The sequence below is a fragment of the Roseateles sp. genome (genome assembly GCF_047654785.1).
GTDB lineage: Bacteria > Pseudomonadota > Gammaproteobacteria > Burkholderiales > Burkholderiaceae_C > Pelomonas.
The window spans coordinates 237,968-250,410 of sequence record NZ_JASGKQ010000002.1; the positions used below are offsets into that span (position 1 = coordinate 237,968).

Here is a 12,443-nt window from a genome sequence, read left to right on the forward strand (position 1 = left end):
GGGTGTCTCCTGGTGGTAGGGGTGTTCAGACGCTGAGCAGTTCGTCCATCTGGGCCTGGTGGCGGGCCAGCTCGGCGGCGGGGAAGGAGAGCACGACTTCGCCGTGCTCGATGACGATGAAGTGGTCCGCCAGCGGTGCGGCGAAGCGGAAGTTCTGCTCCACCATGACGATGGTGAAGCCCTGCGCCTTCAGCGCGCGGATCATGCGGGCCAGCGCCTGGACGATGACCGGCGCGAGGCCTTCGCTGATCTCGTCCAGCAGCAGGATGTCGGCGCCGGTGCGCAGGATGCGCGCCACGGCCAGCATCTGCTGCTCGCCGCCGGACAGCCGCGTGCCGGGGCTGTGGCGGCGCTCCGCGAGGTTGGGGAACATCGCGTAGATCTCGGTCTCGCTCATGACCTTGCCGCGCTTGGCCTTCAGCGGCGGCGGCAGGCGCAGGTTCTCCTCGGCCGTCAGGCTCGCGAAGATGCCGCGCTCCTCGGGGCAGTAGCCGATGCCAAGCTGGGCGATGCGGTGCGTCGGCAGCCCGACGGCCTCCTCGCCGTGGACCTTGATCGAGCCCTTGCGCGCGCCGGTCAGGCCCATGATGGCGCGCAGCGTGGTCGTGCGGCCCGCGCCGTTGCGGCCCAGCAGCGTGACGACCTGGCCGGGCTGCACGCTCAAGGAGATGCCGTGCAGGATGTGGCTCTCGCCGTACCAGGCGTGGAGGTTGGTGATTTCGAGGGCGGGGATGGCCATGTGTCAGTGGTGCGCTCGTGTTTTTTCAGCTGCTTTTGCGGAGAGCCTTTCGACTCGTTGCACCGTGCCGGGAGTCCGCCCCGGCGGGCGGATTCCCGCGGCGGCGCACCGGGTTGCAAAGCAAGATCGCAAAAGCAACCCACGATCGGCGCCACGAATCATCAGTGCGCCCCCTGCAACTCGGTCGCCTCGGTACCCATGTACGCCTCCAGCACCGCCGGATGCTTGGACACCGTCGCGTAGTCGCCCTCGGCCAGCACGGCGCCGCGCGCCAGCACGGTGATGCGGTCGGCGATGCTGGCCACGACCTTCATGTTGTGCTCCACCATCAGCACCGTGCGCCCCTCGGCCACGCGCTTGATGAGGGCCGTCACGCGGTCCACGTCCTCGTGGCCCATGCCCTGCGTGGGCTCGTCCAGCAGCATCAGCTGCGGCTCCATCGCCATCGTGGTGGCGATCTCCAGCGCGCGCTTGCGGCCGTAGGGCAGGTCGCCGGCCTTCAGCTGCGCCATGTCGCGCAGGTCCACCAGCTCCAGCAGCGCCAGCACCTTGGCGTCCAGCGCCTTCAGGCCCGTGAGGCCCTTCCAGAAATGGAAGCTGGTGCCGGTGAAGCGCTGCAGGCCGATGCGCACGTTCTCCAGCACCGTCAGGTGCGGGAACACGGCCGAGATCTGGAAGCTGCGGATGACGCCGCGGCGCGCGATCTGCGCCGAGGTCTCGCGGGTGATGTCGGTGCCGGCGAAGACGATGCGCCCGCGCGTGGGCGTCAGGAACTTGGTCAGCAGGTTGAAGCAGGTGGTCTTGCCCGCGCCGTTGGGGCCGAGCAGCGCGTGGATGTGGCCGCGCTGCACGCGCAGGCTGACCGAGTCCACGGCGGTGAAGCCTTTGAACTCCTTGGTCAGGTCTTGCGTTTCGAGGATGTAGTCGCTCATAGCGTCGCCGACTCTAGGGCTTCGAGCCGGCCATGGGTTTACGGGCATTCCCGGTCAGCGGAAAGAAAGCGTTCGATGAGCCCGATCTGCTCCGGCGTGTTCAGCGCGGGCGCGTGGCCGCAGCCGGGGATCAGCGCCACGGCCGCGCGCGGGCCGCGCTCGCGCATGGCCTGGGCGGTGTCGGCGGTCAGCAGCGTCGAATGCTCGCCGCGCAGGCACAGCACCGGCAGGTCGAGCTGGTCCCAGGCGCTCCACAGCCCGTAGTCGTCGGGGTGGTGGTCGAACTGCGCGGCCATCGCCGGGTCGTAGTGCGTGGTCACGCGGCCGTCGGGCAGGCGGCGCAGCGAGGTCTCGGTCAGGCGCCGCCATTGCGCGTCGCTCAGGTGGCCGAAGCTCGCGTAGATCTCGCGGAAGTACGCCTCCAACTCGCTCACCGCCGCGAAGCTCGGCGGCCGGCCGGCATAGGCTTTGATGCGCGCCAGCGCCGGGGCGGCCAGTTCGGGGCCGTTGTCGTTCAGCACCAGGCGCTTGATGCGCCCGCGCAGCCGCGTGGCCGCGCCCAGCGTGCCGATCGCACCGCCCATCGAGGTGCCGACCCAGTGCGCTTTTTGCAGGCCCAGCTGGTCCATCAGCGCCTCGGCCTGCTCGACGTAGAAGGCCAGGCAGTATTCGCGCGCCGGATCGACGGCCCATTGCGACAGGCCGCGGCCCAGCGTGTCGGGGCAGACGACGTGCCAACGCTCGCCGAGCGCGGCGGCGAAGTCGTCGAAGTCCCGCCCGCTGCGCGCCAGGCCGTGCCAGGCGATGACGGCTGGCGATCCGGGGTCGCCCCATTCGGTGACGTGGATCTCGCGGCCGAGGCAGTTCAGGTAGCGCGATCTCATGGCCTGCCCTTCCCGTCCTTCCGGCGGCGCGCCCACGCCGCCAGCCGCAGCCGCCCGACGATGCCGCCGGGGAAGTGGTAGACGGCCAGCACGAACAGCAGGCCCAGCCACAGCAGCCAGCGGTCGGGCGCGACCAGCGTGCTCAACACCGGCACGCCCTCGACGAGGCCGCCCGCGCCCTTCAGCAGTGCCTGCAAATAGTTCTGCGCGACGATGAACAGCACGCTGCCGACCACCGCGCCGTAGACCGTGCCCATGCCGCCGATGACGACGATGAGCAGCAGGTCGAGCATGATCTCCATGCTCATCGCCGTCTCGGGGCCGGTGTAGCGCAGCCACAGCGCCAGCAGCGCGCCGCCGCAGCAGGCCAGCAGCGCGGCGATGACGTTGGCGCCGGTGCGGTAGACCACGGGCCGGTAGCCGATGGCCTCGGCGCGGAACTCGTTCTCGCGGATGGCCTGCAGCACGCGGCCGAAGGGCGAGTTGACGATGCGCAGCAGCAGCAGGATCAGCGCCGTGACGGCGACGAAGAGCCCGTAGTAGCTCAACAGCCGGCCGTCGAGGGAGACGCCCCACAGCGGCTCTTCCATGAACTCGGTAGACGGGCGCAGCAACTCGGGCAGCTGGAAGCTCAAGCCGTCCTCGCCGCCGGTGAAGTCGGAAAGCTGCGAGCACAGCGTCATGAAGGCCGAGGCCACGGCCAGCGTGATCATCGCGAAGAAGATCGCCTTCACGCGCAGGCTCGCCAGCCCCATCGCCAGCGCCAGCACGGCGGAGAGCGCCAGCGCGGCGGCGAAGCCGAGGGCCAGCGAGCCCCAGTCCGGCCCCAGCCGCGTCGAGGCGATGGCGATGCCGTAGGCGCCGATGCCGACGAACATCGTGTGCGCGAAGCTGACGATGCCGGTGTAGCCCAGCAGCAGGTCGTAGCTGGCGACGAGCAGGATGAAGACCAGCACCTTGGCCGCGACGTTGAGCGCCTGCGTGCCGGGGAAGACGAAGGGCGCCAGCAGCAGGCCGAGGAAGCAGGCCAGCAGCAGCGCGGCCAGCGGCTTGCTGCGCGGCAGATCGTGGGAGAGCAGCGCGCGGATCATTTCGCCCCCACGGGATACAGGCCCTGCGGGCGCCACAGCAGGATGGCGACCATCAGGCCGATGTTGGAGAACAGCGCGGCCTTCGGGGCGAGGAAGCCGGCGTAGTTGGCGACCAGGCCGACCAGCAGCGCGCCGACCAGGCAGCCGACGGTGGAGCCCAGCCCGCCGATGATGATGACGATGAAGAGCAGCAGGTTGACCTTGGCGCCGATCTGCGGCTCGACGCCCTGCTGCACCAGGCCCCAGAGCACGCCGCCCAGGCCGGCGAGCGCGGCGCCGGCGACGAACACGCCGACGAACAGCCGCCGGATGCGGTAGCCCAGCGCCTCGACCATCTCGCGGTCCTGCACGCCGGCACGGATGAGCAGGCCGATCTTGGTGCGGTTCAGCACGAGCAGCAGCGCGATGAGGACGACGAGGCCGACCCCCATCGCCAGCACGCGGAACTTTTCGACTGCCACGTCGCCGATGAGGAAGATGCCGTTCAGCGTCGCCGGAAGCGGCAGCGAGATCAGCGCCGGGCCCCAGCTGGCCTTGATGAGTTCCTCGCCGACGATCATGCCGCCCATCGTGATGAGGATCTGCTTCAGGTGCTGGCCGTAGACGGGGCGCACGAGCACGCGCTCGAAGACGACGCCGACGGCGGCGGCGAGGGCCATGCCGGCGAGGCAGGCGGCGGCGAGGGCGGCGAGGTTGGGCAGCACGTCTTGGCTGCCGGCCCACGGTGCCAGCGCGGCGAGCACGGTGGTGGCCATGAACGCGCCCAGCGCGATGAAGACGCCGTGGCCGAAGTTCAGCACGTCCATCAGGCCGAACACGAGGGTCAGGCCGGAGGCGATGACGAAGATGATCAGGCCCATCGCGAGGCCGGCGAGGGTCAGGTTGAGCCAGGTGCTTGCGCTGCCGGTCAGCGGCAGCGCGAGGAGGATCAGCGCGGCGAGCAGGGCCAAGGGTTTGGGGTCGAGCTTCATGGTTGGCGGTTGCTTTTGCTGGGAGCCTTTCGACTCGGTGCACCGCCGCGGGAATCCGCCCCGCGAGGGCGGGTAACTTTTCTCTGTCGCGCCAGAGAAAAGTCACCAAAAGAGAGGCGCTGAACCGCACGTGAGCGGCCTGGCGCGACGGCTCGCGCGCGAGAACAACCGCTCGATGAACGCCCCGAGGCGACCCGCTGCGCTCTCGCCGCTGTCCCTGTGACGAGCACCAAAGATCGAACCTTCACGCCGCTTAACGCCGGCTGCACGCCGGGCTCACCAATGAAGGCACCACATGCTCCGACGGCGGTGCACCGAGTCGAAAGGCTCCCAGCAAAAGCAACCAAAGAACTCATTGGTGCGCCGCCAACGAAAGCCCCAGCAACCGCTGCTGCAACGACGAGTCCTCGATCAACTCCCGCATCGCCCCGCGATGCACCACCCGCCCGTCATCCATGACGGCAACCGAATCCCCCAGCTCGGCAGCAACACGGAAGTTCTGCTCCACCAGCAGCACCGTCGTCGCCGTACCCTTCAGTTCCCGCAACGCCGTGATGAGGTTCTGCACGATGGCCGGCGCCAGCCCCTTGCTCGGCTCGTCGATGACCAGCAGCTCGCGCGGCTCGATCATGGCCCGCGCGATCGCGAGCATCTGCTTCTGCCCGCCCGACAGCTTGCCGGCCGGGTGCTGCCAGAAGGTCTTCAGCGCCGGGAACAGCCCGAACAGCCAGTCCAGCCGCCGCGCGTCGAGATCGCCCAGCCGCTTCGCCGACCGCGCCGCCAGCAGCAGGTTCTCGGCCACGCTCAACTCGCCGAAGATGCCCATCGTCTCGGGCACGTAGGCGATGCCGCGCGCCGCGATGTCGGGCGTCGAGAGCCGCGTGATGTCCTCGCCCTTGAAGCGCACGCTGCCCGCGCTCGCCGTCCACAGCCCCATCAGCGTGCGCAGCGTGCTCGTCTTGCCCGCGCCGTTGCGGCCCAGCAGCATGGTGACCTGCCCCGCCGGCACGTCGAGGTCCACGCCGTGCAGGATGTGATACGCCCCGACGTGGGTGTGCACGCCCCTCAACTCCAGCAAAGTCATTGGCGCACCCTTCGCGCTGCGCGCTGTCCCGCCAGGCGGGAGTTGAGCCCCTTCGGGCGGCCGTGCGGGGCTCATGCCGCCACCCCGAGGTAAGCCTCTTGCACGATGGGCGAGGCGATGACCGTCGCCGGGTCGCCGTCGGCCACCAGCCGGCCCTGGTGCAGCACGATGATGCGGTCGGCCAACTCGCGCACCACGTCCATCTTGTGCTCCACGAGCAGCAGCGTGTGCCGCTTCTCGGCCTTCAGCGCGCGGATCAGGTCGAGCACGACGGGCACCTCGTCCACGCTCATGCCGGCCGTCGGCTCGTCGAACAGATAGACCTTGGGGTCGAGCGCGATCAGCATCGCCACCTCCAGCTTGCGCTGGTCGCCATGCGGCAGGCTGGCCGCGAGGTCGTCGGCGCGGCCGCCCAGCCGGACACGTTCGAGAATCGCACGCGCCTCGTCGATCAGATCCCGGTGCGACAGCCACACCGACAGCATCCGCAACCCCTCGCCGCGCCGCGCCTGCACGGCGAGGCGCACGTTCTCCAGCACCGTCAGGTGCGCGAACAACTGCGTCAGCTGGAAGGCCCGGCCCAGCCCGCGCCGCGTGCGCACCGGCGCGGGCAGCCGCGTGAGGTTCTCGCCGTCCAGCCAGACCTCGCCGCCGCTCGCGGGCAACTGGCCCGAGATCAGGTTGAAGTAGGTCGTCTTGCCCGCGCCGTTCGGCCCGACGATGGCCGTCAGCGTGCCGGGCTGGAAGGCGCAGCTCACGCCATCGACGGCCACGTGGCCGCCGAAGCGGATGGTGAGGGACTTGGTTTCGAGCACTGCAGGTCCGTAGTGAATTACTCAGCGGCTGCCATGGAACCGGCTTTGCCGGGCCACTGGCAGCGCCCCCTTGAGGGGGCCGCCGAAGTCGGTAGGGGGTGGGCCATCCTCAGCGCTTGTTGCGGATCGGGACGTTCATTTCCTCGGGCTTGATCTCCCGCACCAGTTCCGGCACGCCCCAGGGGAAGGCCGGGTCCACCTTGATGCGGAAGTGGTACATCGACTGCATCGCCTGGTGGTCCTCAGCGCGGAAGGTCATCTTGCCCTTGGGCGTCTCGAAGCTCATGCCCTCCATCGTCTTGATGAGCTTGTTCGTCGCCGTGTCGCCGCCCGTCTTCTTCAGCGCCTCGACGAGCGCGATGCCCGCCGCCATGCCGCCGGCCGTGAAGAAGTCCGGCGGCTGCTTGAAGCGCTTGTAGTGGTTGGCCACGAGCCACTCGTTCGCCGGGTTCTTCGGGATGCCGAAGTAGTAGTAGGTCGCGCCCTCCATGCCGGGGAACTGCTTGTAGGCGGCCATCGCCGGCAGGATGTTGCCGCCCGAGCCGACGGCTATGCCGTAGCGCTTTTGCAGGTCCAGCGCGGCCAGCGCCGGGAAGGGCGTGATGGCGCCGGCCCACACGACGGCGATGACCTTGGGGCCGGGCCGGTCCTTCAGCGCATCCACCAGGCGCTGGATGCCGGCCGTGAAGTCGGTGGTCTGCGCGGGCAGGTATTCCTCGTGGACGATCTTGGCCTTCTTCAGCGCGTCCTTGAACGCCTTCACGCCGTCCCGGCCGAAGGCGTAGTCCTGCGCCAGCACGCCGATGCTCAGGCCCGGCACGTCCGACGCCACCGCGTTGGCCAGCGCGTCCTGGCCGGAGTTGCGCCCGGTGCGGAAGATGTATTTGTTCCACTTCTCGCCCGTGATGGAGTCCGCCACGGCGGGCTCGACGAGCAGGATCTTCTTGTACTCCTCGGCCACCGGCAGCATCGCCAGCGCGACGCCGCTGGACGAGGGGCCGACGGCGATGTCGGCCTTGTCGTCGCCATAAGCCGCGGCCAGCAGGCTCTTGCCCACGTCGGGCTTGCCCTGGTCGTCCTTCTCGATGACGACGAGCTTCTTGCCCGCGACGGTCATCGTGCCGCCGGTGGCGTAGTCCAGGCCCATCAGCAGGCCGACCTGCGTCTGCTTGCCATAGGCTTCCAGCGGGCCGGTCTTGCTGTAGACGTGGGCGATGCGGATTTCGTTGCTGGCGGCGTGGGCGGGCAAGAGCGCCACGAAGGTGGACGCTAGGGCGGCGGCGAGCGCGAGGCGGCGTGTGAGGCGCATGGGTTGTTTCCTTGTAATGCTTCCCTTTTTGCAAGGGCCGTGCCTGGCGGGGAAGAGGACGCCAGGGCCGGATTCCGTTCGGGTTGTCCCGAGGTTTTACGGCGTTAGGGCCGTTGCGAGTGTCCGAAATTCAGGCGCTGCCTGAAACCTGGACTTCCAGATCCGGCCAACGCGCCAGCCTTTCGTACAGCGAGGCGCGCGAGATTTGCAGCAGCCGGGCGGCGGCCATGCGGTTGCCGCCGGTGGCTTGCAGCGCGCGGCGGATGGCGTCGCGCTCCAGCGCCTCGATCAGCTCGGGCAGCGGGGCCACGGCTTGCGCGGTCCCGGCAGCGGGGGCCGCCGGCGCAGGGGCGGGCGCGGGCTGTGGCAGCGCCGAGCCGCCCTGGAAATGCCCCGCCGTCAACTGCATGTCGTCGCTCATCAGGCTGACCTGCTCCAGCGTGTTGCGCAGTTCGCGGATGTTGCCGGGCCAGGGCTGCTGCGTCAGCCACTCCAGCGCGTCGGGGCTCAACAGCTTCTGCGGCATGCCGCTGCGGCGGGCGATGTCCTCGCCCAGCGCCTCGGCCAGCGCCTCGATGTCCTCCAGCCGCTCGCGCAGCGCCGGCACGCGGATGGGCAGCACGTTGAGGCGGTAGTAGAGGTCGGCGCGGAACTGGCCGCCCGCGACCATCGCCGCCAGGTCGCGGCTGGTGGCGGCGATGACGCGCACGTCCACGCGCAGCACGGTGTTGCTGCCCAGCGGCTCGACCTCCTGCTCCTGCAGCACGCGCAGCAGCTTGCTCTGCAAGGCCAGCGGCATGTCGCCGATCTCGTCGAGGAACAGCGTGCCGCCGTCGGCGAGCTTGAACTTGCCGTCGCGGCCCTTGCGCTCGGCGCCCGTGTACGCGCCCGGCGCGACGCCGAAGAACTCGGCCTCCAGCAGCGTCTCGGGCACGGCGGCGATGTTGACGCCGACCAGCGGCCGGTGCGCGCGCCGCGACGCGGCATGGATGGCGTGCGCCATCAGCTCCTTGCCGGTGCCCGTCTCGCCGAGCAGCAGCACGGTGGAGTCGGTCTGCGCGACGCGGCGGGCCTGGCGCTTGACCTCCAGCGCCGCGGGGCCGGCGCCGATGAAGCTGGCGATCGTGTACTTGGGCCGGCGCTGCGCGGCCAGCTGGCGGCGCGTGTCCTCCAGCTCCTGCTGCAGCCGCGCGAACTTGGTGATGAGCGGCTGCATCGTCGTCTCGGGGTGGTCGAGCAGCACCAGGCCGAGCGCGCCGATGACCTCGCCCGCGTCGTTGCGCAGCGGCAGCCGGCTGACGAGAAAGGTGCCGGCCTTGTTGGTCAGCAGGTCCACGAGCACGGGCTTGCCCGTCTCCAGCACTTGCAGCATCTGCGTGTTGGGAACGACGTCCTCGACGCGCTTGCCGACGAACTCGCGCTCGTCCGCGAAGCCCAGCGCCGGCAGGAAGCGCTTGTAGCCCTCGCTGATCCAGACGATGTGGTGGCTGCGGTCGATGACGAACATGCCCTCGGCCGAGCGGGCCAGCACGTCGAACATCGAGCGCGCGGCCAGGCACAGCAGGCCATCGACATCCTGCGGGATGCCGGCGGGTGTCTGGTTCCTGGACAGGGGCATGGCCGGCGCAATGTACCGCGCCGGCCCGCCCGCGAAGCCGAGCGGCTTCAGGTCGACCCCGTTCAGAACTTGTAGGTTCCGCCGATGGTGAAGGTGCGCGGCGCGCCGTAGAAAGCGTCCAGCACGCCCAGCGCGGCGATGTTGTAGCCGTCGGTCTTGTACGCCTTGTTCGTCAGGTTGCTGCCCTGCAGGAAGAAGCTCAGGTGACGGCTCTGCTCCCAGATCAGGCCGGCGTTGACGAGGGTGTAGGCGTCCTGCGCCAGCGACTCGGCGAGGTCGGTCGTCGGGTAGACCTTGCTGCGGTGGGAGAGGCCCAGGCGCGAGCGCAGCGTGCCGCTGCCCAGGCGGGCGCTGTGTTCGATGTTCAGGCCGGCCTGGAACTTGGGCGTGTTGGAGAACTTCTTCTGGCCGGCCACGTTGACGCCGCCGTCCATGTACTCGTCGTACTTGGCGTCCAGCGCGGCGAGGTTGCCGCTGATGCGCCAGTCGGCGCTCGGGCGCCAGGCGAACTCCAGCTCGGCGCCGTTGATGCTGGCCTTGCCGGCATTGGTGAAGTCGCCGAAGAACTGCGCCACGCCGTTGGCGTCCACGTAGCCGGTGAACACCGAGAGTTGCACGTTCTTGTACTTGTTGTGGAAGAGCGCGGCGTTCAGTTCCAGCCGGCCTTCGTCGAACACCATCTTGGCGCCGGCTTCCAGCGAGTCCAGGATTTCGTCCTTGAACGGATCGGCCGAGCGCGGCACGGCCGTGGCCTGCGCGCGGATGTTGTAGCCGCCGCTCTTGAAGCCGCGCGAGGCGGTCGTGTAGAGCTGCACCTCCTTGCTCAGCCTGTATTCCAGCGACAGGCGCGGCGAGGTGTTGGAGACGCTCAGGGACTTGTCGAAATCCGCCGCCACAGCGATGGGCGTGGGGCCGAAGTTGGCGTTCGGGAAGCCCAGGTTCAGCACCACGGCGTGCTTGGTTTCCTTGGTGTAGCGCAGGCCGGTGCTGACGCTGAACTGTGGCGTCAGGCGCCAGCTCCAGTCGCCGAAGACGGCCTTGCCCTCGGTGAAGACATTGCCGTTGGTGGTGCCGAACAGCAGGTTGAAGAAGTTGTTGCGCACCGTGCCGCCGGCACGGCCGTCGAAGTAGTACAGGCCGACGACGCCCGAACTGCTCTCGCCCTCGTAGACGGCCTGCAGTTCGTGGCTGCGCGAGCTGTCGGTGTACTCGGCGCGCACGTCGGCGATCTTGGCGGGCAGGCCGTCGAAGTCGATGGACGTGTCGGTGTCGGACGTGCGGTGCGCGGCGATGTACTTCAGGCTCCAGGCGTCGCTGAGGCCCCAGTTCAACGTCAGCGATTCGCCGCCGCTGTTGGTGTAGTTGGCGTTGGGCATGCCGCTGGCGATGTCGTAGCGGCTGCTCATGACCGGCGTCTTGGCCGGGTCGGAGGGGTTGACGTTCAGGCGCTGGAAGCCGCGCATGTGCGACCTGTCGCGCGTGCGGTCCACCGACAGCTGGGCGCTGAAGCTGCTGCCGGTCGGGAACCAGCCCATCGAGACGCGGCCGGCCGTGGTGTCCTGGTCGCTGACGGGGCTGCCGTCGGTGAGGTTGCGGCCGTAGCCGTCGCGGTCCAGGCTGGCGCCGGCGACGCGGAAGCGGAACTGGCCGTCGGCCACCGCCGTGCCCACGCCACCCTTGGCCGTCACCTGGCCGTAGTTGCCGACGGCCAGCGTCAGCGAGCCCTCGGTCTGGGTGGGCAGCGGCTTGGAGACGTATTTCACCGCGCCGCCGATGGTGTTCTTGCCGTAGAGCGTGCCCTGCGGGCCGCGCAGCACCTCGACGCGCTGCACGTCGTACACGTCCAGCAGCGCGCCCTGCGGGCGGGCGATGTAGACGTCGTCGAAATAGATGCCCACGCCCGGGTCCACACCCCACAGCGGGTCGGCCTGGCCGACGCCGCGGATGAAGGTGGTGATCGTCGTGTTGCTGCCGCGCGCGGCGTAGATGGTCAGGTTGGGCACCTGGCCCTGCAGGTCGCCGAGGTCCTTGATGGCGAGCTTGTCCAGCTGCTCGGCGGTCAGCGCCGTGACGGCGACGGGCACGTCCTGCAGCGACTCCTCGCGCTTGCGCGCGGTGACCTTGACGGTGTCCAGCGTCGTCACGGCCGGCTCGGCCGTCGCGGCGGCCGGTGCGGTCTGCGCGGCGGCGGCCCCGCCGAGGGCGGCCAGCGCGGTGAAGAGGGCGAGTTGCAGGCGCGAGGGCGCCGGGTGGCGTCGGGGCATGGTTGTCTCCGGGTTGTTGTTCGATACCAGCACCCCTGGCGCAAGAGACGTGCCCGCGTGCCCTGGTCGCAAACCACATGCAAACCCTTGCGCGTTAACCCGGGATTGGGGCGGTTTGCGCGGCGGCGCTGTCTGGAATCCAGCCAGTCGAGTGGGGCGGCAGCGTCCAGTTGGCGGACAGCCGCCGTCAGCCCTAGGCGACGACGCGGTCGTTCACGCCGCCGCCCGCCACATCCGCCGGATCGTGACGAGGTTGACCGCCGCCACCACCACCTCCAGCGCCGTGCCGCCGATGGAGCCGGCGATCAGGTTGTTGGCGATCCACAGCCCGGTGCCGCACAGCATCAGCAGCCGCATGGCGATGCCCTGCAGCGTGAACAGCGCCACCGTGCCCAGGCACGACGCCGCCAGCGGCAGCCAGTCCGCGGGCTGCTGCGCGACCGCCAGGCCGAAGCCGACGTTGGCCGCCACGACGGCCACGGCCACCCACGCCGAGCGCGTGTGCAGCGACAGCAGCGAGCGCAGCAGCGACAGCGACGAACTCGCCACCGCCGTCGGGTTGCCCAGCAGCGCGAAGTGGGCGATGTAGGCCAGGCACTCGCCCGCCATGAACCACTTGAAGCGCCGGTCGTCGGTCTGAAGGAAGCAGCCGACGCCGAGCACGAAGGCGGCGTAGCCGAAGAGTTGGGCGGGGGAGAGCCAGTCCGTCACGGCTCGGCGCGTCGGGCCGGGTCAG

11 protein-coding genes are annotated in these 12,443 nt (G+C 69.5%); all 11 read right to left on the reverse strand.

The window, feature by feature from the left end:
- Positions 1 to 25: 25 nt before the first annotated feature.
- Positions 26 to 739, reverse strand: a complete 714-nt coding sequence (locus QM788_RS05760) for an ABC transporter ATP-binding protein (protein ID WP_415660523.1) — start codon at positions 737 to 739, stop codon at positions 26 to 28.
- A 161-nt stretch (positions 740 to 900) separates the two neighbouring features.
- On the reverse strand, positions 901 to 1,671 hold the full coding sequence (locus QM788_RS05765; RefSeq protein ID WP_415660524.1) for an ABC transporter ATP-binding protein: 771 nt from the start codon (positions 1,669 to 1,671) through the stop codon (positions 901 to 903).
- 38 nt (positions 1,672 to 1,709) lie between these two features.
- Positions 1,710 to 2,555, reverse strand: a complete 846-nt coding sequence (locus QM788_RS05770) for an alpha/beta fold hydrolase (RefSeq protein WP_415660525.1) — start codon at positions 2,553 to 2,555, stop codon at positions 1,710 to 1,712.
- A complete protein-coding gene (locus QM788_RS05775) occupies positions 2,552 to 3,646 on the reverse strand; it encodes a branched-chain amino acid ABC transporter permease (protein ID WP_415660526.1) in 1,095 nt (364 codons plus the stop codon). Before QM788_RS05775 ends, QM788_RS05770 begins: the two co-directional genes overlap by 4 nt.
- Positions 3,643 to 4,617, reverse strand: a complete 975-nt coding sequence (locus tag QM788_RS05780; protein WP_415660527.1) for a branched-chain amino acid ABC transporter permease — start codon at positions 4,615 to 4,617, stop codon at positions 3,643 to 3,645. The genes QM788_RS05775 and QM788_RS05780 overlap by 4 nt, the downstream gene beginning before the upstream one ends.
- Before the next feature lie 352 nt (positions 4,618 to 4,969).
- A complete protein-coding gene (locus QM788_RS05785) occupies positions 4,970 to 5,701 on the reverse strand; it encodes an ABC transporter ATP-binding protein (RefSeq protein WP_415660528.1) in 732 nt (243 codons plus the stop codon).
- Positions 5,702 to 5,772: 71 nt separating this feature from the next.
- Positions 5,773 to 6,516: an ABC transporter ATP-binding protein gene (locus tag QM788_RS05790; protein WP_415660529.1), complete on the reverse strand. Its 744-nt coding sequence runs from the start codon at positions 6,514 to 6,516 to the stop codon at positions 5,773 to 5,775.
- Between the two features lie 109 nt (positions 6,517 to 6,625).
- Complete coding sequence (locus tag QM788_RS05795) at positions 6,626 to 7,825, reverse strand: substrate-binding domain-containing protein (RefSeq protein WP_415660530.1); 1,200 nt, start codon at positions 7,823 to 7,825, stop codon at positions 6,626 to 6,628.
- A 130-nt stretch (positions 7,826 to 7,955) separates the two neighbouring features.
- On the reverse strand, positions 7,956 to 9,443 hold the full coding sequence (locus QM788_RS05800) for a sigma-54 interaction domain-containing protein (protein WP_415660531.1): 1,488 nt from the start codon (positions 9,441 to 9,443) through the stop codon (positions 7,956 to 7,958).
- Positions 9,444 to 9,505: 62 nt separating this feature from the next.
- Positions 9,506 to 11,707 (reverse strand): TonB-dependent receptor, encoded by a 2,202-nt coding sequence (locus tag QM788_RS05805; RefSeq protein WP_415660532.1) that lies wholly within the window; start codon positions 11,705 to 11,707, stop codon positions 9,506 to 9,508.
- Positions 11,708 to 11,920: 213 nt separating this feature from the next.
- Complete coding sequence (locus QM788_RS05810) at positions 11,921 to 12,418, reverse strand: YgjV family protein (RefSeq protein ID WP_415660533.1); 498 nt, start codon at positions 12,416 to 12,418, stop codon at positions 11,921 to 11,923.
- Between the last annotated feature and the right edge of the window lie 25 nt (positions 12,419 to 12,443).

Coding starts and splice junctions, on each gene's coding strand:
- QM788_RS05760 (WP_415660523.1), bottom strand. CDS start 739: ATGGCCATCCCCGCCCTCGAAATCACCAACCTCCACGCCTGGTACGGC.
- QM788_RS05765 (WP_415660524.1), bottom strand. CDS start 1,671: ATGAGCGACTACATCCTCGAAACGCAAGACCTGACCAAGGAGTTCAAA.
- QM788_RS05770 (WP_415660525.1), bottom strand. CDS start 2,555: ATGAGATCGCGCTACCTGAACTGCCTCGGCCGCGAGATCCACGTCACC.
- QM788_RS05775 (WP_415660526.1), bottom strand. CDS start 3,646: ATGATCCGCGCGCTGCTCTCCCACGATCTGCCGCGCAGCAAGCCGCTG.
- QM788_RS05780 (WP_415660527.1), bottom strand. CDS start 4,617: ATGAAGCTCGACCCCAAACCCTTGGCCCTGCTCGCCGCGCTGATCCTC.
- QM788_RS05785 (WP_415660528.1), bottom strand. CDS start 5,701: ATGACTTTGCTGGAGTTGAGGGGCGTGCACACCCACGTCGGGGCGTAT.
- QM788_RS05795 (WP_415660530.1), bottom strand. CDS start 7,825: ATGCGCCTCACACGCCGCCTCGCGCTCGCCGCCGCCCTAGCGTCCACC.
- QM788_RS05800 (WP_415660531.1), bottom strand. CDS start 9,443: ATGCCCCTGTCCAGGAACCAGACACCCGCCGGCATCCCGCAGGATGTC.
- QM788_RS05805 (WP_415660532.1), bottom strand. CDS start 11,707: ATGCCCCGACGCCACCCGGCGCCCTCGCGCCTGCAACTCGCCCTCTTC.